The following is a 21,734-nucleotide window of genomic DNA, read 5'->3' on the forward strand; positions in this document are numbered from 1 at the left end:
CTCTGATGAGTACCGCCAAACCCTCCTCCCCGGCCGTCTCCGCCCGCATGAGTCGCCAGGCGAGCCGGGACACCGCGCCCGAGGTCGCGGTCCGGAAGTTGCTGCACGCGTCCGGTTACCGTTACCGCCTCAACGAGCGGGTGCCCCACATGTCCCGGCGGACGATCGACATCGCCTTCACCCGGGCCAGGGTGGCCGTGTTCCTGGACGGCTGCTTCTGGCACGGCTGCCCCGTGCACGCGACGCAGCCGAAGTCGAACGCCGAGTGGTGGCGTCAGAAGCTCGATCGGAACATGGCGCGCGACGCCGAGACGACGGCGCATCTGGTGGCCGAGGGGTGGACGGTCCTGCGCTTCTGGGAGCACCAGGCCCCGGCCCAGGTCGCCGAGAAGGTGGCGGAGGCGGTCGATCGCGAGAGGTCCGCAAGGCGGACGGGACGGGGATGCGGGGGCTCGTGAGCGGATTGCGGTTCGTGGACGTGTGCGCGGGGGCCGGTGGGCTGGCGCTCGGACTGGAGCAGGCCGGGTTCGATCCGGTGCTCCTGCTGGACAGGAAGGCGGTGGCCTGCGAGACGCTGGGGCTGAACCGACCGCACTGGAAGGTCCTGGAGATGGACCTGCTGGAGTTCGTCCCGGACGAGCATCCGCAGACGTACGACGTCGACCTCCTGTCGGCCGGCCTTCCTCGGGTGAAGTCGAGCGCCACGGCGGCCAGGACGGAGACGGACGAGGAGCAGCAGCTGCTCAGAGCGGCGGTCCTGCTCGCCCATTCGATCCAGCCGCGCGCCGTGCTCCTCGAGAACGTACCGGGGCTGGTCGACGCCGCCGCCTTCGAGCCTCTGCGCGCGTTCGTCCGGGAGGAGCTGGAGCACCTCGGGTACCGCCTCCACTGGTTCGTCCTCAACGCAGCGGACTTCGGGGTGCCGCAGGACCGGAAGCAGGGGGTGCTCGTCGCGCTGAAGGAGCGGTATTTCGACAGCTTCCGGCCGCCGGTGCCCACGGTGGGGAAGCATGTGCCGGTGGGCGAGGCGCTCAGAGACTCCATGGCGGCACGGGGGTGGGGTGGGGCGGACGCATGGGCCGCTCAGGCCATCTCCGTGGCACCGACGCTGGTGGGCGGCTCCGACAACCGCGGCGGCGCCGACCTGGGCCCGACGGGCACGAAGGCCGCCTGGGCGCGGATGGGGGTCAACGGTGGGGCGCTGGGGGACGAGGTTCCGGGGCCCGAGGGCGACGACAGCCAGGGCCTGATCAAGCTCACGGTTGCGCAGGCGGCGCTGTTGCAGGGCTTCCCGGCCGAGTGGTTGTTCGCGGGCCGAAAGACGGCTCGGTACCGGCAGATCGGGCATGCCTCGCCGCCGGCGGTGGGGGAGGCGCTGGGGCTCGCGGTCGCGGAGGCGTTGCGTGGTTGAGGGCGGGGAGCCGTCCGAGCACGAGGGTCAATCGATCTTGAACGGCCGGCTACACTTCAATCCCATGACCCACGCACCTCAGCCCCCCTTCCAACCTGCGGCTTTCCGCATCGTGGACTTGTTCGCCGGCCCCGGGGGCCTGGACATCGCCGCCACGATCATGGAAGTGGAGAGCATCGGGGTCGAGTGGGACGAACCGACGCGTGCCACCCGCGACGCGGCCCGCCTGCGAACCACGGAGGTGAGGGACGTCGCCGCCCTGGGCCCGTGCGATCCCGAGGTGGAGGACGCGAACGTCCTCACCGGCGGGCCGCCCTGCCAGTCGTTCTCCGTGGCCGGCAACCGGGAGGGCCACAAGGCCCTGGAGGACGTGAAGCGGCTGGCCGGCTACCTGGTCAACGCCAAGGATCGCAAGGCATTCGACGACATCTGGAGCAAGGTCAAGCGCGAAACCGACTCCATGTCCGACGCCCGCACCGGATTCGTGCTCCAACCGTTGCGCTGGATCATGGAGGCCAAGTTCAAGCGCGGCAGGCCCTACGAGGTGGTGGTGCTGGAGCAGGTACCCACCGTGCTGCCTGTGTGGAAGCACTACGCAGAGCTGCTCAACGGCATCGGCTACGCGGCCAAGGCCCACGTCCTGCACGCCGAGGCATTCGGCGTGCCTCAGACGCGCAGACGCGCCGTGCTGATCGCCCAGTGGGATCCGAAGGACACGGGGAGAGATGTGTACTTCCCCGAAGCGACTCACCAGCAGTACCGCAAGGGGGTCGAGCGCCTGCCGGCCACGACACCTGAGACCCCGGCCGACGATCCGCAGGACGGTGCCCTGTTCGCGCCGCCGAAGAACACCAAGAAGCCGTGGGTATCGGTCGGCGACGCCCTCGCCGCCACCCGTCCCCACGACTTCGTCCTGGTTTCCAACTACGGTTCAGGTGGCGACCCGAAGAACAGGGGACGCCGCACCTCCGAGGAGCCGGCCGCGACGATCACCGGCAAGTTCCGCCGCAACCGGCTCTTCCTCCTGAAGGAGAACGAGGCGGGCGAGAAGGAGATCGGGGAGGAGTTGGACCGGCTCGAACCCGACGAGGGCGGGCTCCTCCAGTCGTTCCCCGCGCGCTACCCGTGGCGGTCCACCGATGTGGCCCAGCAGATCGGGAACGCCATCCCGCCGCGTCTCTCCCTGCACATCCTGAGCGCCGCGCTGCTGCGTGGACGCCCGAAGAACGAATGGTTCACCCGGCTCGCGGAATGGAAGCCGCCGGCCGGCTCGGCGGAGCAGGACTTCCCCGAAGGCTCCTGACACGGGACCTTCGGGGCCGCCCGGTCACTCAGCCTCGTCGCCCTCGGACTTCTTCCCCCGTACGGGAGCGCCCGCGAAGAGTTCCGCGAAGTGCGCGGCAAGGGTGGCCACCGATTCCTCCGGCGCCCTCTCCTCGGCGGGCCCCTCCGGGAGGTGCCTTCGTGGCACTGCCGGTGCCCATTCCGCGTCAGCGATCCACTGTGCCAACGGCCGGCCGTCCCGCTCGACATCGGGAGCCATGACGTCGTACATGATCGTGGCTGCGGAGGCGTTGACCGCCTTGACGAGGGCGTTGACTTCCCGGCCGGTGCGTACGGTACCTCGGACCATCAGGTCGACCAGTGCCTGTGCCGTCGGACGATGATCGATGACGGAAAGCCGAAGCGCGGTGTTGAGCATCTCCTGTTGGCCGCAAGCCGTCACGACCGGACCGTAGTCGGAGCCGTTGCGGTACAACTCCGCCGCCCACCACAGTCGGGCGAATGCCTGCGAGTCGGCGATACCGCGGAACCGCTTGACGGCCACCTTCGGAACCTCGCCCTTCCCGGGGTCCGTCGTGTGCCGCCACACCACGTAGTCGGGCGCGACCCCCAGGGCCAGGTAGTTCCACAACCTGCTGTCGGCCGCCTCCCGGCGTGTGAGCCGCAGCGTCGCGTGCAGCCGAGGGGCCAACCATGCATCGGCGCCGGTGACCTTCTCACCGCCGAACGCGTGCATCGCGTCGTCCACCAGATCGCGGACCGGCTGAAGCGCCCCTCTGGCCTCCTCCCCCGGCAGAGGTTCAGTGACCTTGTTCAGTGCTATGGCAGGGACGTCCTCCTTGCCGATGAGCAGGCCCTCGGTGATGTAGCGGGCAGCGTTGAGGTCCGCCAGGAACGCCAGACGCTCGGGCAGGTGGCTGGGCTTGTCGGTCACGCGTCGGTCCCCCGGTCGAGTCGGTCGAGGCCGCGGATGGTCGCCGTCAGGGCCTTCGGTACTTCCGCCCTGCGCGTGGCGGCGTAATGGATGCGCGGCTGCAGGTCGGTCCACCCGGACGCTCCGGTCCTTCGACCGTGGACCTCCCGGAGCGCGTCCCCCAGGGGGCGCCCGGGCACGACGTCCGGAAGCATCTCGCGCAGCACCTCGCCCCGCCAGTCCTGAGGGAAGAGCGGCGTACCGTCGTCCTCGACCTCCAGGTCGCCGATGGCCGTGTGGAAGACAGCCGTCCACACGTCGGTGCACATCTGGGCGATCAAAAGGTCCCGGACCAGGCTCTCGACGGCCGTGCCCTGGCCGTCGACGAGTTCGGTAACACCCTCGAAGTCGGTGTTCACGTGCACGGTGGGCACGTCACCGGAGGTGTCGACGGTCCATGGAACGTCCGCGAAGGGGCGCAGCCACTCGGGGCCCTCGCGGAACCCGATCTCGGACACCTCCAACTCCCGCTCGCGCAGTGGAGCGTCGGACTTCATGTCAACGATCCAGTCCTTCTCGGAGGAGGCGATCATGCGACCCCTCACCCCGTCGACCGTGGCGATCACATGCACGGTCATCGTCGCGCGGTCGAGGTGGTCCGCCCGCCAGAGGTCCAGGTGTCCGGACCATTCGCGGCCGTCCTCGTCACGGACTTCGAGGCATACCGTTGTTCGCGCGTTGGTGGCGCCCTCGGTGAGCACGACCATGACGGACACGTCGGACCAGGGACCGTCGGGGTCGGTCGCGCGTCCGGGGACGGCGGCCGTGAGCGTCAACCTGGCCCTCTCCCAGTCGTCCCGCTCGGCCAGTCCCAGGGCCACCACCTGCTCAACGGTGGAGAAGGTCTTCGTGTCGAGCGGTTCCCGGGCCTCGCCGGGACCCCGCAGCTCCACGGCGGTCACTCTCAACGTCACCGTGCCAGGAAGGCGCCTGTACGGATAACCCCTCATGCCTGGCCCCCCTTGTCGGTTCCGAGCTCGACGATCAGGCCGGTGAACACAGCCCTCACCGGGTGCGTGGAGACGTCGGTCGTGCCCCTGAACGTCGCCTTCCGGGCACCCGGCGCGAAGTGAATCGACCCGTCGACCACTTCACAGTTGTGAACGCCGACGAGATCGGCCCATCCCAGCACCGGGCGCGGGCCCGATCGCACATCGAGCTTCGCCACGGGACTCGGCCGCAAGGCGTCACCACCGGAAGGGATCTTCACCTCTCCGGTGACGCACCACGCTCCGTTCCCGTCGACGAAGGCATCCAGCTCCTCCAGCGTCGGCAGCGCCGATGGGCCGGCGGGTCGCGGGGCCCGTTTGCCGCCCAACGTCAGCTTCTTGCGAAGGCGTTCGGACCCCTTCGACCGCTTGGCCCTGGGAACGGCCACGAGTTCGCGCACCGCCTTGTTGGTGTCGGTGGTGAGTTTGGCGATCCGGCGGTACGCGGACGGCGAGTACAGCATCCGCAGCTCCTCCGTCTGGCCCCACTTGTTGTGCTCGGGCGGCTCGGAGGCGCGGAGGAAGGCTTCCGCCTCGTCCGCGCCCGGGGCGTCCTCCCCGGCGGCGTGACCCGTGAGCAGTACGGCGTGGAAGGGGTTCGTCCCGACGGTGAGGTCCCCGACCCGGGCCGCCCTCACGGTCATGCGATTGCCCCGCATCGTGACCACGTGGTTCGGCTTACCCACGTCGTCGGCGTCGGTGACCAGGACGACGGCCCGGTGCTCGACCTTCTCCCGTCCACCGGAGCCGGCCGGCACGTTGAACGGGACGGTCGCCATGGCCACTTGGCCGGACTCGGTGAGGCGCTCCACGGTCGTACCGTCGAGGAACGCCTGCAACGCGCGGGTGCGTGCCGGCTGTTCGGTGCTGGGGTCGACCCGCTCCTCCTCAATGACCTCCTCACCGTTGCGGAGCGTCCTGACGGATGCCTCCAGCAACGGGCGTCGTGTCTCGCCCACGGCCATGGCAGCCCAGAAGTTGCGGCCGAGTGCCTGGACGAGGCGCTTGTGCATCCGGTGCACGCTGTCGTCGTCCTCGACACCGTTCTTCTCGGCTTCGGGGTCGACGAGGCTCGCCACGTCGTGGGCGCCGACGATCAGGAACGACGTCCCCGGTTCGTCGCTCTCCCGTGTGAGGTGGAGCCTTTCGACCTTGTCCTCGTCCGCCCACCAGGAGCGGGCGACGTCCGCATCGTCCGCGTCCGGGTCCGGGCGGCCGAACCAGGCCGGACCGGCCCAGGGACGGCCGCCCACTTCGCGCCAGGGAAGGTCCAGCCGGCCGATGAGACGCCGCTCTGTGCGCCCTTCATGGGGCTCGGAGAGGGTGGAGTTGATGAGGACGAGACCGAGGCGGCTGGTGGCCCAGAGCGTTGCCTTCCCGAGGCCGTACGAACCGCCCGCGCCGCTCCCGGTCTTGTGGCTGTCGAGCTGCCGACGCACCACGGCCGCGAATCGACCGGTCTCGTAGTCGTCGCCGGTCAGACCGGAGGCGTTGTAGTCGTCCACGCGCAGAAGCACCAGGCGGTCGCGCTCGTACATGTCGCGCAGGCCCGCGGCGATGACCCGGCCGACCTTCTGTTGCTGTGACGACGCCGCCTCGTAGTGCGGCATGAGTTCGTCCCAGCGGATCTCCTCGCGGAAGCGGGCCAGGGCCTCACCGGTCAGCTCGTGGAGGGTGTACCGCACGCGCACCGGCTGTTTGCGGTCGAGACGCTCGTCGAGACTGTTCTGCGTGGCCTCGCGGGCCAGCACCTCGACGTCGGCCTCGAAGGCGAAGGCGGCGGCGTTTCCGAAGTCGCGCCCTCCGTCGGCGTATCCGGGACGGTGGTACCAGCTGACGGGCAGGCCGGACAGCGCGTCCGCGGTACGGGTGTGGATGGTGTCGAGATCGGTGCCGAGAGCTTCCGCGATCTTGGCGATGGTGTCCTCGCGGGGGGTCGCCCGCCCGGTGATCCATGCCGAGACGGCGGCCCGCGTCATCCCGATGCGCTCACCGAGGACGGCCTGACTCATCCCGGATTGCCTCAACTGCCGGGCGAGCCAGGGCCCGAACTCCATGCGGCTGTCCAACGTCACCACTCCTCGGCTGCGCGCGTGACCATGGGGTCACCGTACCGCAAATTTGACACTCGCCCATGAGTGACAACGAAATTTGACACTCGCTGGAGACAGTCCGAACGTTCACTGTCACTCGAAATCCAATTAAACCAATAGGGCCAGAAAAAGCCGCTCTCGCACGACTTGAAACCCATTGCCCGAACAGTCCGAATTGACCTTCCAGGTGTCGCTCAGGACCCCCGTGAACGCCACCCGTAACCCCCTTGAAGGCGCCACGCCGAGCGGGTAGGGTCAATTGCTGTCCGAGCCCTCATCGGGGCTCGGAAGGCGCGCTCCTTCAGGTGCCTGATTTGCTGTGCCCGGACGCCATCCGCACGTCCGATCACGGGATTTCAACGGGTCGCGAACCCCCTTGCTCGCATCCAAGAAATGCGCTTACATTTTCGCACCTGTTCGTTCGATCCCAGTTCACCAAAGCCAACGAAAAAACCTTTCATCTGCCGAATTCACACTCCCCCACCTCACGTGTATTCAGCCCTCTGCAAGTGCGCCATCGTAATTGCCGACCCCGGCACCATTCGCCCGCACCATTCACACGAGAGCAGGGGGCCCACCACCATGACTTCCAGCGAGCACGACGCCTACGACGAATTCCGCCTCGTCGACCAGTACGACTCCATCGAGGACCCGTGGCTCCGGTCGGAGTTCCTCGACGCCATCGGCACGACCCGTCCCCGCATCGACGCCCTCCGGGCCCGGCGGGATGCTGCCCGCGAGGCGGACGCCCGGCCCGCCCCGAAGTCGCCGCACCGCAGGCCGAGTCGGCTCCGGGCGCGTTCGCCCCGCCGCCCCCGGGTGACGTCGACGCGTCCGTCGAACCGGACCGACATCCGGTACATCTCCCGGCGGCGTGCGCCCCGCACCGTCGTGCTCGTCATCGTCATCAGGCTTGACTGAACCCGACGCCCCGTCGGACCCCCGCCACCTATCGTTGAGTTCGTCGGCCGGCCGCACCCCCGCAGCGGCCGGCTCCGCTCCCCCCACGTTCATCCCACGGCCACGAAACGGGACCACTTTGAACCACAGCGACGTGACGGGTACTTCGGGAGCCTCGCCCGTCATCCGGAAGATCCTCGAACAGTCGGCGCGCGTCCTGGAGACGTACCGCGTGGACCCCGGGCTGATCCTGGAGCATGCCAACGGCGAGCGGAGAATCACTCAGGGCGGCTACGGAGACCGCCAGTTGTTCGAGCTCGTACAGAACGCCGCGGACGAGATCGCCGCCGCGCCGGGCGGGAAGGTGCACGTCGTCCTGACGGACAAGCACCTCTACTGCGCGAACGAGGGCACACCCGTCACGCCCGAGGGCGCCGAGACCATTCTGCGCATGAGCGTGTCGAAGAAGCGCGGAGGGCAGATCGGCCGGTTCGGCGTCGGCGTGAAATCGATCCTGGCCGTCACGAACACCCCGCAGTTCTTCAGTACTTCGGGGGCGTTCGGATTCGACCGGACCTGGTCCCACGAGGAGATCAGGAAGGCTCGGGGTTCCTCCTCCGAGGAGAAGTTCGAGGCGCCCGTACTACGGATGGCGCGGCCACTGGACGCCGAGAAGGAGCGCTTGGCGGACCCCGTCCTGAACGCCCTGCTCGGCTGGGCCACCACCGTGGTGCGGCTCCCGCTGCTGCCGGGAGCCGCCGATCGCCTCGGCAAGGACATCTACGACACCGGGCACAAGGGCCAGGAGAACCGCGAGTTCCCGGCCAGGTTCCAGCTGTTCTCCCACCACGTCGGGACCGTGGTCCTGGAGGACACCCGGTCCATGCCCCCGGTCCGCCGTGAGATCACGGTCGACCACGACGGCTTTCTGCACACCATCCACGAGACGCGCACAGGACGACCGCGGTCCACCTCGGCGTGGAAGGTCTTCTCGCACGCCCACCGTCCCTCCGAGGCCGCCCGCGCGAGCGCCGGCGAGATGCACGACCGGGGCACCATCGACATCGCGTGGGCCGTCCCCGAGTACACGGGCGACACCGTGCTCAGCACGCCTCGGGGCCGAGGCGAATTCTGGTCCTTCTTCCCGACGAAATACCCGATGACTCTGCGCGGGGCGCTCAACGGTGCCTGGAAGACGAACGAGGACCGCCAGAACCTCCTGGATTCCAGCCCGTTCAACCAGGAGATCATTCAGGTCGCCGCCCGACTTGTCGTCGACTCCCTGCCGCAGTTGGCTCCCGCCCAGGACCCGGCGGCCTACCTTCCGCTACTCCCCGGCCGAAGCAAGGAATCGGAGACCCTGAACTGGGCAGACAAGTACCTGACCGAACAGATCTGGAAGCTGGCGGCGGAGCGTCCCTCCCTCCCCGACCAGGACGGTGTGCTGCGTGTCCCCCGTGACATCCACGTACACCCCGCCCCGCACAACAAGGTGCCGCTCAAGCCGGAATGGCTGCGGATGTGGAGCGAGTGCCCCGGGCGGCCGTCGAACTGGATCCACCCCTCCGTCGAGGCCGCCGAATTCCGCGCGGGCAAGGTCGGACACATCCTGGAGGAGGCCAAGCGGCGGCGCGCGACCGTGCGCGAGTGGCTGGAGGCGCTGGTGACCGAGGAGACGGTCGAGGCGTCCGCCGTGGCGATCCGCATCCTGGCCGCCATGATCCGCAACGCCTCCCCCTTCTCGGCTGAGGCCCGGACGGCACGCATCGTGCTGACCGAGGAGAGCGGACTGGTGGCGCCCGTCGTGGGCAAGGTCTTCCGCCGCACGGTCCAGGACGGCCTTCGCGACGGCACGACGTACGTCGATCCGAGGTTGTCGGAGGACGAGTCGCTGATCGGCGACCTCACGGAGATCGGCATCCGGGAGGCGGACCCCCGGGGGCGCTTCATCGGGGTGCTGGAACAGGGCATCGACAACTACGGGCCCCAGGATTGGACCCGCTTCTGGGAGCTGTTCCACAGCGCGGGCGGCAGTCGGGTCAGCGGCGAGGTGACCGCCCGGGTGCCCGATCCGTCGGGAACCCTCTTCGTACGCACCGTCGACGGACGGTTTCACCGGATGCGGGACTGCCTGCTGCCGGGCCCGGTCGTGCCGGGTGACGGCACCCGGGACGCGTCGGTCGCCGTGGACCCGTCCTTCCACTCGGACGACCTGCTCGTCCTGCGGGAGTTCGGCATGCGGGACAGGCCGACGCACGGGCACAGGCCCGCCACCGAGTCGTGGTTCGAGGAATATCGGGCCGCGATGTACGACAGCTACTGCAAGACCTTGAGCGCCGGCGCGTCCCGCCCGTCCCTGGCCCGGATCAAGTTGGAGGGCTCCCCCGTGGGCGGCCCTCTGCACCTTCTGGAGGTGCTCTCGACCGAGGGCCGCGCGGCCTTCGTCAAGGCTCTGCCGGACGACAGTGTCGTCGACACCTGGACCCTCCAGGTCGGTGTCCAGGCGTCGACCCGCAAGGTGATCTACTCGCCGCTGCGCTGGATGCTGCGTCGGTACGGGCGCGTGTCCACGTCCCAGGGCATCGTGCCGCTCTCCGACGCGGTCGGCCCTCAGTTGCGGGCGTACGCGGATGTACTGCCCGTCGCCGAGATCAGCGCGGAGAAGGCGCGCAAGCTGCACCTCCCCGTCGTAATCGACGAGGTCCCGACCAAGCAGTGGAACCGCCTCCTCGAACAGCTCCTCGCCAGCGACGACGACGTTTTCGTCGGACGCACCTACGTGATGCTGACCCGACTTCAAGTGGACTTCCCGGATCAGCTCACCCACTGCCGGGTGGGCGCCGAGTGGGGTGCCCGCGAGGACAACGAGATCGCCGTCGCCGCGACCGAGGGCGAGTACCGCGCACTGCGCGCCGAGCAGATCCCTGCCCTGTTGGCCGGTGGTCCGGAAGACGCGGACCTGCTGGTCGATACGTGGGGGATGCTGCGCTACACCGACGTCATCAGCAAGGAGATCCGGCACGTTCCCGCCGGTGAGCCTGTCCTCCTGAAGGAGGAGTTCCCCACGCTTCGCCAACGGCTCGGTTCGGCGGTGAACGACCAGCAGGTGTTGCGCTGTTCGGAGCTGGAAGAGGTCCTGCGTACGCCCCAGGGCTCCACCACCACGCCGCTCGACAGCGCGGTGCAGGGCACGACCGTCTTGGTGCCGGCCTCCCTGGACCGCCTCGCGACGCTGGTCGCGGCCGACCGCGAACTGCGCTGGGGGTTGAAGGAGTCGGGCTGCCGGGCCGTTCTCGCCGCACAGGAACGGCAGGAAGCGGACCAAGAACTCCAAGCGGCGTTGCGGCGTGTCCGCGAGGCGGAAAGCGTCGAGGAGAAGCTGGAGCTGCTCATCGGCGCGACCGCGCTCCGCGCGGGCCTCCCCCCGGGCCTGCTGGAGAGCGAGCCGCCCGAGCCGGACGGCGGGGTTCCGTCCCCGCGTCGCGTCGCGCGCCTGGCATACAACGCCCATGGCGACGGTGTGCTGCAGATGCACGCCCGCGATCTGCAGGCCGCCTACCCGAGCCATGCTCCCTCCGGCTTCACCGGGTCGTCCGCGGCCGTGAAGTTCGTCGCCGAGTTCGGCTTCCCCGACTCCTTCGCCGGTGCGCGCACGCCGTCGCTGCCGCCCCGGGTCGAGGTGCCGGGCCCCACGGAGTTCCCACGCCTGCACGACTACCAGGAGCGGTTGGCGACCAAGGTGTTCGCCATGCTCGATCGCTTCACCCCGCAGCGCGGCATGCTCTCCCTCCCGACCGGCGCGGGAAAGACGCGGGTGGCGGCGGAGGCCGTCATCCGCTGGGTCAAGCAGATGGGCGAGTTGAGCGGCCCCATCCTGTGGATCGCCCAGACCGAGGAACTCTGCGAACAGGCCGTACAGAGCTGGAGCTTCGTCTGGTCGAAGGTCGGGGCCGAGGCCCCGTTGACGATCAGCAGGCTTTGGACGACCAATGAGGCCGGGCCGATCGCGGACCGTCCGCACCTGGTCGTCGCCACGGACGCAAAGCTGCGCAACTGCCTGCACACCGACTCCTACGGCTGGCTGCGTGACGCGGCCCTCGTCATCGTCGACGAGGCACACGTCGCCATCTCGCCCCAGTACACGGAGATTCTGACGCACCTCGGGCTGACGGCGTACGAGACGAAGCGACACCTGCTCGGTCTGACCGCCACCCCGTTCCGCAACACCAACGACGCGGAAACCCAGCGCCTCGTGCAGCGGTTCGGCGCACACCGGCTCGACGACGGGGTCTTCCCGTCCGGCGATCCGTACGCGGAGCTGCAGGAACTCGGCATGCTGGCGCGGGTCACCCACCGGGAGCTGCTCGGCGGCACGATCGAGCTGACCCAGGACGAGAAGACCCGCGCCGATCAGATGAGCCTGCTGTCGAAGGCCGCGGAGCAACGGCTCGCCGACGACCAGGACCGCAACAAGCGCATCCTCGAAGAGATCGCCGCCATGCCGGACGACTGGCCCGTGCTCGTCTTCGCCACGTCCGTCGCGCATGCCAAGTTCCTCTCGGCGAAGCTGAAGGGTCTGGGCATCACCGCCGCGTCGGTCGACTCGGCCACCGCCGCGGGCGAGCGTCGGCACAGCATCGACGCCTTCAAACGCCGTCGGGTCCGGGTGCTGACGAACTACGGCGTGCTGACCCAGGGCTTCGACGCCCCGGCCACGAGGGCGGTCGTCATCACCCGACCGACGTACAGCCCCAACGTCTACCAGCAGATGATCGGTCGTGGTCTCCGCGGCCCCGGGAACGGCGGCAAGGAGGAGTGCCTGATCCTCAATGTCCGGGACAACATCACGAACTACGACAAGGCCCTCGCCTTCACCCAGTTCGAGCACCTGTGGAGGGCCAAGTGACCGACGCCTACCTGGGCAGCCCGCCCCTCACGGCGGAGCAGCGGGCCGTCGTCGAGCAGCCCTGGGACACCCGGCTTCTGGTGACCGCCGGTGCCGGCTCCGGCAAGACGCACACCCTCGTCCGCCGACTCGACGCGCTCATGAGCGACGAGGAGGAGGCGCTCGAAGCACGCGAGATCCTGGTGCTCAGCTTCTCCCGGGCCGCGGTACGTGAACTGCGGGAACGAATCGCGCTCCACGCCCGCGAGGCCCGCCGGGTGCGGGTGCAGACCTTCGACTCCTGGGCGTACGCGGTGCTGCGCGGCGAGCAGCCCGATCGGGACTGGAGCACGCTGCGCTTCGACGAACGGATCGCCGAGGCCACGGAGGCGATCCTGCGGGGCGCCGTCGAGGAGAGCGAGCAGGGCGCCCCCGCCCACGTCGTGATCGACGAGGTCCAGGACCTGGTCGGCGACCGGCGGGACATGGTGGAGACGCTCCTCGACCGGTTCCAGGACGCGTGCGGCTTCACCGTGGTCGGCGACGGGGCGCAGGCGATCTACGGATTCCAGGTGTCCGACGAGGACGCGCGGGCCGCCGAGACGAACTACTTCTTCGACTGGCTGCGAGCCTCCTACGCGGACGACCTGGTGGAGCTCCACCTGTCCGCCAACTTCAGAGCTCGTACCCCGGAGGCGGGTGTCGCGCTGCCCCTGGGCGGTTCGCTCCAGCGGCTGCCGTCCGAGACATCGGCGGCGGAGGCCGCGGGCGAGGGTCTCCATCGGGACCTGACCGATCTCCTGCGCGGCTGCCCCTCGTTCGGGACCGTCGACGACGCCTTCACGCTCGACTCCTTGAGAGAGTTCCGGGGCACGTGCGCGATCCTCTGCCGGGACAACCGGCAGGCCCTGGTGCTCTCGGAAAAGTTGTTCGCGCACGGTGTGCACCATCGCCTCCAGCGCGACCTGCGGGAACGCCCGGTGCCGGCCTGGGTGGCCGCGGTGCTGCGCGGCACGGGCTCGACCACGCTGACGGAGGACCGCTTCCTGGACCTGCTCGGTTCGGGTCCGCTCGCACCGGTCGGGGACCGTACGAGGATCTGGCGGTCGCTGCGCGGAGTGGCGGGGGCGCCCCGGGGGCTGGTGGACGTCTCGGCCGTCCGGCGGGCCGTGGCTCAGGGCCGGTTCCCCGACGACCTGGCCGCCGTAGAACCCGCCGATCTCATGGTGTCGACCGTGCACCGGGCCAAGGGGCTCGAGTTCGACCGCGTGATCGTGGTCGAACCCGCCTCCATGGCCGAGCTGCGCAAGCACCACACGCATATCGACCCGGCGGCGGAGGCCCGCGCCCTCTACGTCGCGATGACGCGCCCCAGGGACGACCTGTTCCGCCTCGACGCACCGGACACCGCCCTGATCCGCCGGGACCGGCGAACCGGTCGGTACTACGTCGGCGGGTGGAAGGCCTACCAGCGCTACGGCATCGCCGCCGCGAGCACGGACGTCTCCCGGGAGCAGCCGCCCGGCACCGACGGATTCGAGTGCGACGCCGGGGCCCTCCAGGACCACCTAGCCGCATCAGTCGCCCCGGGGGACGCGCTGGAACTCCGTCTTCAGCACGCGATGCCCCTGGCCCCGGACGAGAGTCCGCCGTACACGGTGTTCCACCGGGACCGGCCGGTCGCCGTCGTCTCGGAGCGGTTCCGGCAGGACCTGTACACGTCGCTCAAGATCAGCAAGACCTGGGACATCAGCTGGCCCACGAGCATCGAGGGATTCCGCGTCGACTGCCTGGAGAGCGCGGCCGGCAGCGCCGCGTCCGGTGCCCGCGCGGGGCTGGGCGAGCACGGGATCTGGACGGTTCCCCGGTTGTTGGGACTCGGCCGCTACCGGTGGACCGACGCGCACACACACGAGGAGAGCGATCGATGAGCAACACGTCCGGCCCGCACGCCGAGCACTACGCGGTGCGCGAGGAGCTCGTCGATCAGCTCCGGCGGGACCTCATGGGCCCCGGTGCCCCCGACGAGATCCTGACCCAGGACCCGCCGATCACGGCCTACCCCATCGGAGTGTTGTTCCCTCGGCCCGCGAACCCAGAGGCGGAGGAGGCTCGCAGCGACGACGAGGCGGAGACCGAAGGGCTGGACGATGCCCCGCTCCTGCGCGGGAGCCGGGACGTCGAGGAATCGGCCCCGGATCTCGGCAGCACCGGTTCCGGGGACCGCCGCCCGTCCTCCATGGGGATCACGTTCGCCGTCGACCCGTCGGTCGCATCGAGCATCGTGGTGCACACGGAGGCCGCGAGGTACGACCCGATCGATCCCGAGGGGCGTGCCACCTCGGCCAAGCGGGCGGAGGCCCGCAGCACCTCGGACCAGAGGGAGCACTGGCGTCGGCGGGCCCTCGACCTGGCACCGCTGACGATCGATGTCACGGTCCCGAAGCTGCATCGGACGCCGCTGGGTGAAGGGGCGGGCGTCGAGGTCTTCGTACGCCCGGCGGCCGCCGGGACGGTCACGATCACCGTCACCCTGGTCAACACCGAGACGGTGAGCGAGCGCGAACTCCAGGACGCGTACTGCCTCTACCAGCCCCGCCTCACCGTGACGACGCCCTCGGGGGCTCGGGCCTTCGTGGAGCGTCCCGCAGGTCGCCGCGCGGACGACCCGGAAGTGGCGACGAGCCGGCTGCTCCACCGGCACGCCCCCACCTTCGCCATGGGCCACGGCTGTGCGGCCGAGTGGGACTGGTCCCCGCCCGCCATCGGTGAGCCGAACCATGAACGCGCCGCGATCACAGCCGTGCGCACACAGTTCCTGCCGGCCCAGGAGGTGTTGCTGACCGACTCGAACCCGGACATCGACGACTCCGCGCTCACCATGCACGGCCTGGCGACCCGGCCGGAGAGCGAGGTGCTCGCCGCCCTGAACAAGCTGATGGCCGACTACGCGGAGTGGATCGACCGCAGGGAGGTGGAGGCGGACACCTTCCGGGGGACGTCGTACGAGACGCCGGCGCGGGAGCGGATCGAGCAGTGCCGCGATGCGCTGGCCCGGATGCGGCGGGGCATCCGGGTGCTCGGTGAGAACTCGGACGCGATGCGGGCGTTCCGGCTCGCCAACCGCGCCATGGCCCATCAGCGGGCCAGGGGCGAGTGGGTGCGGAACGGACGCGACGGAGCTCCCGACGAGACCCTGGGGCGGTGGCGGCCGTTCCAGATCTCCTTCATGCTGCTCTGCCTGGAAGGCATCGTCGACCCGAACCACGAGGACCGGTCGGTGGCCGACCTGCTGTGGTTCCCCACCGGTGGCGGCAAGACCGAGGCGTACCTCGGCCTCATCGCCTTCACCACGTTCCTGCGTCGCCTGCGGCTGGAGGAGCGGGGCGCCGGCGTGACCGTGCTCATGCGCTACACCCTGCGGTTGCTGACTCTGCAGCAGTTCGAGCGGGCCGCAGCCCTCATCTGCGCCATGGAACGAATCAGGCTCGGCGACGAGGGGACGCTCGGCGCGGAGCCGATCTCCATCGGGATGTGGGTCGGCCAGTCCGCCACCCCCAACCGGCTCTCGGACGCCGAGAAGAGCCTGGTCGAGCTGCGCAAGGAGAAGGATCTCCAGGAGCGCAACCCTGTGCAACTGCACGCCTGCCCCTGGTGCGGTACCCGTCTGGACGCGTACCAGTACGAGGTCGACGAGGAGGCCAAGCGGATGCGTGTCCGCTGCCCCGACGGCTGGTGCGACTTCCGTGACGGCCTGCCGGTCCATCTCGTCGACGAGGCCGTCTACGATGCACGCCCCACCCTGGTGATCGCCACCGTGGACAAGTTCGCCGCGATGCCGTGGCGGGTGCAGACCGCGGCTCTCTTCAACCTCGACCGCGAGGACGGCACTCCTCCCCCGGAGTTGATCGTGCAGGACGAGTTGCACCTCATCTCCGGGCCGCTCGGCACCCTCACCGGTCTGTACGAGACAGCGGTGGACCTCCTGTCCGACGGCCCGAAGGTCATCGCCTCGACCGCCACGATCCGTCGTGCGTCGAACCAGGGGAAGATGCTCTTCGACCGCGAGGTCGCACAGTTCCCCCCGGCGGGGATCGACGCCCGGGACTCCTGGTTCGCCGTGGAGACCCCGAGGGAGCGCAAGGCGAGCAGGCAGTACGTCGGTCTCCTCACCCCGAGCACCAGCCAGGCGACCTTGCTGGTCCGCACCTATGCCAATCTTCTCCACCGGGCCGCCCTCGCCGACGTCGACGACGGAGTGCGCGACGCGTACTGGACGCTCGTCGGCTACTTCAACAGCCTCCGTCTCCTGGCGGCTGCCGAGCTCCAGGTCCACGACGACGTCGATGCCTACCTGGAGTACCTGGCCTCACGCGAGGACGGTCCGAGGCGCAAGGTGCTGGAGCAGACCGAGCTCACGAGCCGGGCCAACTCCAGCGACATCCCGAAGCGCCTCAAGCAGTTGGAACAGCGCCTGCCGCATCCGGACACCGTGGATGTCCTGCTCGCGACGAACATGATCTCGGTCGGTGTCGACGTGGACCGGCTCGGACTGATGGCGGTCATGGGACAGCCGCAGACCACGGCCGAATACATCCAGGCGACCAGCCGCGTCGGACGTCGCCATCCAGGCCTGGTCGCCGTGATGCTGAACTCCGCGCGGTCCCGCGACCGTTCCCACTACGAGAGCTTCCAGCACTTCCACTCGGCCCTGTACCGGGAGGTCGAGTCGACCAGCGTGACGCCCTTCTCGTCCCGCGCCCGTGACCGGGGACTGCACGCCGTGATCGTCGCCCTGGCACGCATCCTGATCCCCGCGGCGGCGCCCAACGACGGAGCCGGCCGCATCCGGGAGTACCGCGCGGAACTGGAGGACGTCGTCCGCACCGCGCTCCTCGCACGCGTCCGATCGGTCGCTCCGGACGAGCACCCGGCGACGGCCGCGGCTTTCGACGAGTTCGTCGACTGGTGGGAGGGCGAGGCCGAAGCGCACGGCGGTCTTCTGTACGAACCCAAACGCGGCAACCGGACACCGTCCCTGTTGAGCGCGTTCGACAACGAGGACGAGGACGCCTGGCCCACCCTGTGGAGCCTGCGCGACGTCGACGCCGAATCCGCCCTGTTCATGGAGGCATCCCGATGACCCCGCCCCCCGCCCGGCGCCGCCGGGCCGGCGTCCCCGAGCGCAGCTACCCGCGACGCGGTTCGGTACGTCGTGCGCAGATGATCACCACGTACGGCGTCGGCTCGATCGTCGCCGTCGACAACGAGTCGTTCATGGTGAGCGGCATCGACTCGTGGAACGTCAACGAGGCGCCGACCGTCCACGAGCACCGCCTGGCACGCGTGCTCGGCGTGAGGTCGTTCCGTCTGCCGCCCGCCTCCGACGACACCAGCAAGGACGGAGTCCGGGTCCGCCGCTTCCCCCTTTGGCACTCGTGTCCCGGCTGCAACGCCCTTCAGCACGTGAGCCGGTTCAACTCCCCACCGGGAAAGAACGAGTGCGGCGACTGCCATGAGGAGCTGGTGCCCTCGCGCTTCGTCATGGCCTGCCCGAAGGGACACATCGAGGACTTCCCTTACTGGAAGTGGGCGCACCGCAACAACCGCAAGGACAGTGACGCGGGATTGTGCGGCGGGGAACTGCGGCTGCGGACCAGCGGAAAGACCGCGTCGCTCCGGTCGATCCTGATCTCCTGCACGTGCGGGATCCCCGAGGTTTCCATGGAGGGCGCGTTCCGCCGTGCCGCCCTTTCGGACCTGAAGGTCTACTGCAACGGACGGCGTCCCTGGCTCGGGAACGCGGCCGACGAGGACTGCACGGAGAAGCCACGCACGCTTCAGCGCGGTTCGTCCGTCGCGTGGCAGCCGATCGTCAGGACGGCCCTCTCGATTCCCCCTTGGAGCGACGGCCACGCGACACGCCTGGAGCTGCACTGGGACAACCTTCGCAAGATGAAGGACAACCAGGTCGAGCTGGCGGCGTACCTGAAGATCCTCGGCCTGCAGGAGAACTACGAGTTCTCGCTCGACAAGGTCATGGGCCTCCTGGAGGCGGAGAACCACGAGGACTCCGCCCAGGACGAGGACAAGGGCACCGACAGTGCCTACGTCGCTCTGCGCAAGCAGGAGTACGAACGGCTCGTCGCCGGCCGTCTCGAGAGCGAGACGGACCACGAGGACCAGTTCGTCTGCGAGCCACCGCGCTCCTCCACCAAGGTCCTCACGCCCTACGGGGTGACGGGACCGATGCTGGTGAAGCGCCTGCGGGAGGTCCGCGCACTGAAGGCCTTCTCCCGCGTCGACACACCAGAGACCCACACCGACGTCCACGAGGCGGCCCTGTCGCTCGCCCCGATGGACTGGCTGCCCGCGATGGAGGTCCAGGGCGAAGGAGTCTTCCTGCGCCTGGACGAACAGCGCCTCGACGACTGGGCACGCAGCACCGCCGTCGCAGCCCGGGCCGACCGCATCCGTGCCAACCACCTGCGCATGCTCCGGGAGCGCGCCCAGGACCCCGCGAACGTCTTGGAGTCGCCGGCGGATGCCCGCATGGTGCTCCTGCACACGCTGTCGCACGCCCTGATCAACGAGTGGAGCCTCGACGGTGGCTACCCGGCCGCCTCGTTGCGGGAGCGGTTGTACACGGACGAGTCGATGGCCGGCCTCCTCGTCTGCACAGCCACCAGCGACTCCGCCGGAAGTCTCGGCGGCCTGGTCGCGCAGGGAGAGCCCGAGCGCCTGGAGTCCGCCCTGCACTCGGCCCTCCGCCGAGCGCAATGGTGCTCGGCTGACCCGCTCTGCGTGGAGTCCACCGGAAGCGGCGTGGGCGGCATCAACCTGGCGGCCTGCCACGCGTGCGTCCTGCTGCCGGAGACCAGCTGTGAGCACAACAACGGCCTGCTGGACCGTGCCTTGCTGATCGGAACGCCGGAGGACCCGTCGATCGGGTTCTTCCACGAGGCGCTGCGCTGACCGAGCCGTCATCGGACCGCGTCGATTTCCGCCTCGAACCGGTCCTGAGCCCGGTCCACGGCCTCGTCGACGTCGCGCCCGTGGACATGCAGCCAGCGGAGGAGGTCGGCGATCAGGTCGATCGCCGCCTCCTCCAGGACCGCCACGCTCGCGCGGCCGGGCTCCACCGCGCCGGCTCCCGCACCATCCGCGTAGAGCGTCAGGCATGCCTCCCCCTTGGCGACCCTCCTTCCTTCCACATGCCCATCGGGCGTAGCGAGGGAAGTGGCGAGGTCGCACCAGACGAGCTTCGACTCCGCGCCGAGGAGCACGCCCCACCGGTCCGACACCGCTTCCAGCATTGCCATGCCGCGCCCCGACTCGTCATCGGGTCCCGCGTGCACGAGGGTGGGAAGGGCTTGCGTCTCCGGATCGCGTAGCGCCACCCGTACGTGCGTACCGTTCATCGTGACCACGAGAGTGGTCGGGGTGCCCTCGCCGACGTGTCTGATCACATTTGCCACGAGTTCGCTGACGCACGTCTCGGCCACGTCAGCGACACACGAGAGTCCCCACCGCCTCAGACACAGGCGCACGGCACGCCTCACCGCGCCCACCTCCGCGGACTCGGCCGGGAACGAAAGCTCCCAAGGCTTCCGCGTCATGCACCCGTCGTTTCCATCCACCGCGCCACCGCCCCTTCTCCATCAAGCCCCTTCCCTCACCCTGTGCTCAGGAGAGGTGACTCACAGACGCCATACGGTGACACCTCAACATCCCGCCGTGCAATATGCAGGAAGCGATTCCCTCCAACGAGTGATTGGCGAACTTCGTCGTAGCCGATGGGATGTAACTCCCCGACTTCGAGTAGGTGTTGAAGTGGCCGGTTCCCCCACCGCCCGTCGCCGACGTCTGGCGATCGAACTGAAGAAACTCCGCGAAGAGAGCGGTCTGACCTGCAATGCCGTCGGCAAGGAGCTCGACTGGAGCGGGTCCAAGGTCAACCGACTGGAGACCGGCCTCGGCCGCGTCCAACCCTCGGACGTCGACGCCCTGTGTCGGTTCTACGGAACGTCCGCCGAACTCAGGGACCTGCTCAAGTCATTCGCCAAGGAGTCCAAGACCAAGGGATGGTGGCACGGCCACGGCGACGCGGTCCCCGCCTGGTTCTCGGTTTACGTCGGCCTCGAACAGGCGGCGTCCGACCTCCGCAGCTACCAGAGCGAGTTCGTCCCGGGCCTGCTCCAGACGCCCGCGTACGCCACCGAACTGAGTCGAGCGTCCGCCGACCAGTCGGACGAGGAGATCACGAGCCTCGTCGAGGTACGCATGCGCCGCCAACAGTTGCTCACCGCGACCCCATCGCCGGATCTGTGGGCCGTGATCCACGAGGGCGCCCTCCGCCACGTCATCGGTGACCGCTCCACCATGGTCGAGCAGATCGAACACCTCCTGGACGCCGCGACCTTGCGTAACGTGACCGTGCAGATCCTGCCGTTCGACGCCGGTTCCTACCCCGCGACAGGCCCGTTCACCATCCTGGGCTTCCCCGAGCAGGAGGACCCGGACGTCGTCTATCGCGAGGGGCTGACCGATTCCGTCTACCTCGAAAGCGCTGCGGATGTCAGCATGTACAACAAGGGGTTCGACCTTCTGAGAGCCCTCGCACTCGGCCCCGAACGGTCGGCCTCGTTGATGCGCACCATCCTGAAGGAGCATGACCGATGAGACAGGCCCCCGCCCTCCCCCAGTGGCGTAGGAGCAGCTACAGCAACGGGACGGGGGGCGAGTGCGTCGAGGCAGCGTTCATCGGCGACGGTGCCGCAGTACGGGACAGCAAGCGGCCGGGCGAAGGACAGTTCCGCGTACATGCCGCCGCTTGGAACGATTTCGTGAGCTCGGTACGCCGGGAGAAGCTGGGGTGAGTACGGGCGTCGGCCCCCGCGCGTCGGCGGTTCCCCTGCCGAAGGAAGCTGGGCGTCACCATCCGGAGGCGCGCCCGTCCCGACCAACCGACGAAGCGGAGCGGTAGCCCGCCCGGATCGCCTACGCGCCCGGAGTCGGGCGGCCCGGCCTGCGTCGGACTGCGAGCCACGCCCTGATGGTGCTCTCCCGCCAGGCGGGAGAACGCCCGAACTGGTCATCGGGGAGTGGGAAGTCCGCCGGTCTCAGGGAAAGATCGCCGGCCACACGCTTGCGTGTGCGCTTGAGATAGAGACGGACCGTGGCGGCCGTGATCCCCGCG

General features: G+C 69.2%; 14 protein-coding genes. 10 read left to right on the top strand and 4 right to left on the bottom strand.

Annotation, left to right across the window (positions count from 1 at the left end):
* The first annotated feature begins 5 nt into the window (after positions 1-5).
* The 3 genes from ACFUJY_RS15860 to ACFUJY_RS15870 all read left to right on the top strand — a co-directional run bounded on the left by ACFUJY_RS15860 (position 6) and on the right by ACFUJY_RS15870 (position 2,714).
* Entirely contained in the window at positions 6-458 is a 453-nt protein-coding gene (locus tag ACFUJY_RS15860) for a very short patch repair endonuclease (protein WP_383299151.1), read from the top strand.
* Entirely contained in the window at positions 443-1,411 is a 969-nt protein-coding gene (locus ACFUJY_RS15865) for a DNA cytosine methyltransferase (protein WP_383299154.1), read from the top strand. The genes ACFUJY_RS15860 and ACFUJY_RS15865 overlap by 16 nt, the downstream gene beginning before the upstream one ends.
* 64 nt (positions 1,412-1,475) lie before the next feature.
* The gene (locus tag ACFUJY_RS15870; RefSeq protein ID WP_383299157.1) at positions 1,476-2,714 is read left to right on the top strand and encodes a DNA cytosine methyltransferase; all 1,239 of its coding nucleotides are present in this window, start codon (positions 1,476-1,478) and stop codon (positions 2,712-2,714) included.
* 24 nt (positions 2,715-2,738) lie between these two features.
* Here the strand turns inward: ACFUJY_RS15870 and ACFUJY_RS15875 are convergent, their stop codons facing one another.
* Genes ACFUJY_RS15875 through ACFUJY_RS15885 form a run of 3 tightly spaced genes read right to left on the bottom strand, consistent with a single transcriptional unit; the run spans position 2,739 to position 6,714 of the window.
* Complete coding sequence (locus ACFUJY_RS15875) at positions 2,739-3,629, bottom strand: DUF6339 family protein (protein WP_383299160.1); 891 nt, start codon at positions 3,627-3,629, stop codon at positions 2,739-2,741.
* The gene (locus ACFUJY_RS15880) at positions 3,626-4,561 is read right to left on the bottom strand and encodes a hypothetical protein (RefSeq protein ID WP_383299163.1); all 936 of its coding nucleotides are present in this window, start codon (positions 4,559-4,561) and stop codon (positions 3,626-3,628) included. The genes ACFUJY_RS15875 and ACFUJY_RS15880 overlap by 4 nt, the downstream gene beginning before the upstream one ends.
* A gap of 53 nt (positions 4,562-4,614) precedes the next feature.
* Complete coding sequence (locus ACFUJY_RS15885) at positions 4,615-6,714, bottom strand: helix-turn-helix domain-containing protein (protein WP_383299417.1); 2,100 nt, start codon at positions 6,712-6,714, stop codon at positions 4,615-4,617.
* Between the two features lie 618 nt (positions 6,715-7,332).
* On the opposite strand from ACFUJY_RS15885, the gene ACFUJY_RS15890 reads away from it, so the two are divergent.
* The 5 genes from ACFUJY_RS15890 (at position 7,333) to drmB (ending at position 19,510) form a co-directional block, all read left to right on the top strand.
* Complete coding sequence (locus ACFUJY_RS15890; protein ID WP_383299165.1) at positions 7,333-7,671, top strand: hypothetical protein; 339 nt, start codon at positions 7,333-7,335, stop codon at positions 7,669-7,671.
* Positions 7,672-7,789: 118 nt separating this feature from the next.
* Entirely contained in the window at positions 7,790-12,556 is a 4,767-nt protein-coding gene (locus ACFUJY_RS15895) for a DEAD/DEAH box helicase (protein ID WP_383299168.1), read from the top strand.
* Positions 12,553-14,466, top strand: a complete 1,914-nt coding sequence (locus ACFUJY_RS15900) for a UvrD-helicase domain-containing protein (RefSeq protein ID WP_383299171.1) — start codon at positions 12,553-12,555, stop codon at positions 14,464-14,466. The genes ACFUJY_RS15895 and ACFUJY_RS15900 overlap by 4 nt, the downstream gene beginning before the upstream one ends.
* Positions 14,463-17,678: a helicase-related protein gene (locus ACFUJY_RS15905; RefSeq protein ID WP_383299173.1), complete on the top strand. Its 3,216-nt coding sequence runs from the start codon at positions 14,463-14,465 to the stop codon at positions 17,676-17,678. The genes ACFUJY_RS15900 and ACFUJY_RS15905 overlap by 4 nt, the downstream gene beginning before the upstream one ends.
* On the top strand, positions 17,675-19,510 hold the full coding sequence (drmB, locus tag ACFUJY_RS15910; protein WP_383299175.1) for a DrmB family protein: 1,836 nt from the start codon (positions 17,675-17,677) through the stop codon (positions 19,508-19,510). Before ACFUJY_RS15905 ends, drmB begins: the two co-directional genes overlap by 4 nt.
* An 8-nt stretch (positions 19,511-19,518) precedes the next feature.
* Here drmB and ACFUJY_RS15915 read toward each other — a convergent pair whose 3' ends face one another.
* Entirely contained in the window at positions 19,519-20,154 is a 636-nt protein-coding gene (locus ACFUJY_RS15915) for an ATP-binding protein (protein WP_383299178.1), read from the bottom strand.
* A gap of 214 nt (positions 20,155-20,368) precedes the next feature.
* Between ACFUJY_RS15915 and ACFUJY_RS15920 the strand changes: the two genes are divergently transcribed.
* Complete coding sequence (locus ACFUJY_RS15920) at positions 20,369-21,217, top strand: helix-turn-helix domain-containing protein (RefSeq protein ID WP_383299180.1); 849 nt, start codon at positions 20,369-20,371, stop codon at positions 21,215-21,217.
* Positions 21,214-21,414 carry a DUF397 domain-containing protein gene (locus ACFUJY_RS15925; protein WP_383299183.1) on the top strand — a complete coding sequence of 67 codons (201 nt, stop codon included), beginning with the start codon at positions 21,214-21,216 and terminating at the stop codon, positions 21,412-21,414. Before ACFUJY_RS15920 ends, ACFUJY_RS15925 begins: the two co-directional genes overlap by 4 nt.
* Positions 21,415-21,734 lie beyond the last annotated feature (320 nt).

The sequence above is a fragment of the Streptomyces sp. NPDC057249 genome, assembly GCF_042669245.1.
Lineage (GTDB): Bacteria > Actinomycetota > Actinomycetes > Streptomycetales > Streptomycetaceae > Streptomyces.

What these genes read in the sequence shown, in the direction of transcription:
- ACFUJY_RS15860 (WP_383299151.1), top strand. Translation starts at nt 6, where the DNA reads ATGAGTACCGCCAAACCCTCCTCCCCGGCCGTCTCCGCCCGCATGAGT.
- ACFUJY_RS15865 (WP_383299154.1), top strand. Translation starts at nt 443, where the DNA reads ATGCGGGGGCTCGTGAGCGGATTGCGGTTCGTGGACGTGTGCGCGGGG.
- ACFUJY_RS15870 (WP_383299157.1), top strand. Translation starts at nt 1,476, where the DNA reads ATGACCCACGCACCTCAGCCCCCCTTCCAACCTGCGGCTTTCCGCATC.
- ACFUJY_RS15885 (WP_383299417.1), bottom strand. Translation starts at nt 6,714, where the DNA reads ATGGAGTTCGGGCCCTGGCTCGCCCGGCAGTTGAGGCAATCCGGGATG.
- ACFUJY_RS15890 (WP_383299165.1), top strand. Translation starts at nt 7,333, where the DNA reads ATGACTTCCAGCGAGCACGACGCCTACGACGAATTCCGCCTCGTCGAC.
- ACFUJY_RS15905 (WP_383299173.1), top strand. Translation starts at nt 14,463, where the DNA reads ATGAGCAACACGTCCGGCCCGCACGCCGAGCACTACGCGGTGCGCGAG.
- drmB (WP_383299175.1), top strand. Translation starts at nt 17,675, where the DNA reads ATGACCCCGCCCCCCGCCCGGCGCCGCCGGGCCGGCGTCCCCGAGCGC.
- ACFUJY_RS15915 (WP_383299178.1), bottom strand. Translation starts at nt 20,154, where the DNA reads ATGACGCGGAAGCCTTGGGAGCTTTCGTTCCCGGCCGAGTCCGCGGAG.
- ACFUJY_RS15925 (WP_383299183.1), top strand. Translation starts at nt 21,214, where the DNA reads ATGAGACAGGCCCCCGCCCTCCCCCAGTGGCGTAGGAGCAGCTACAGC.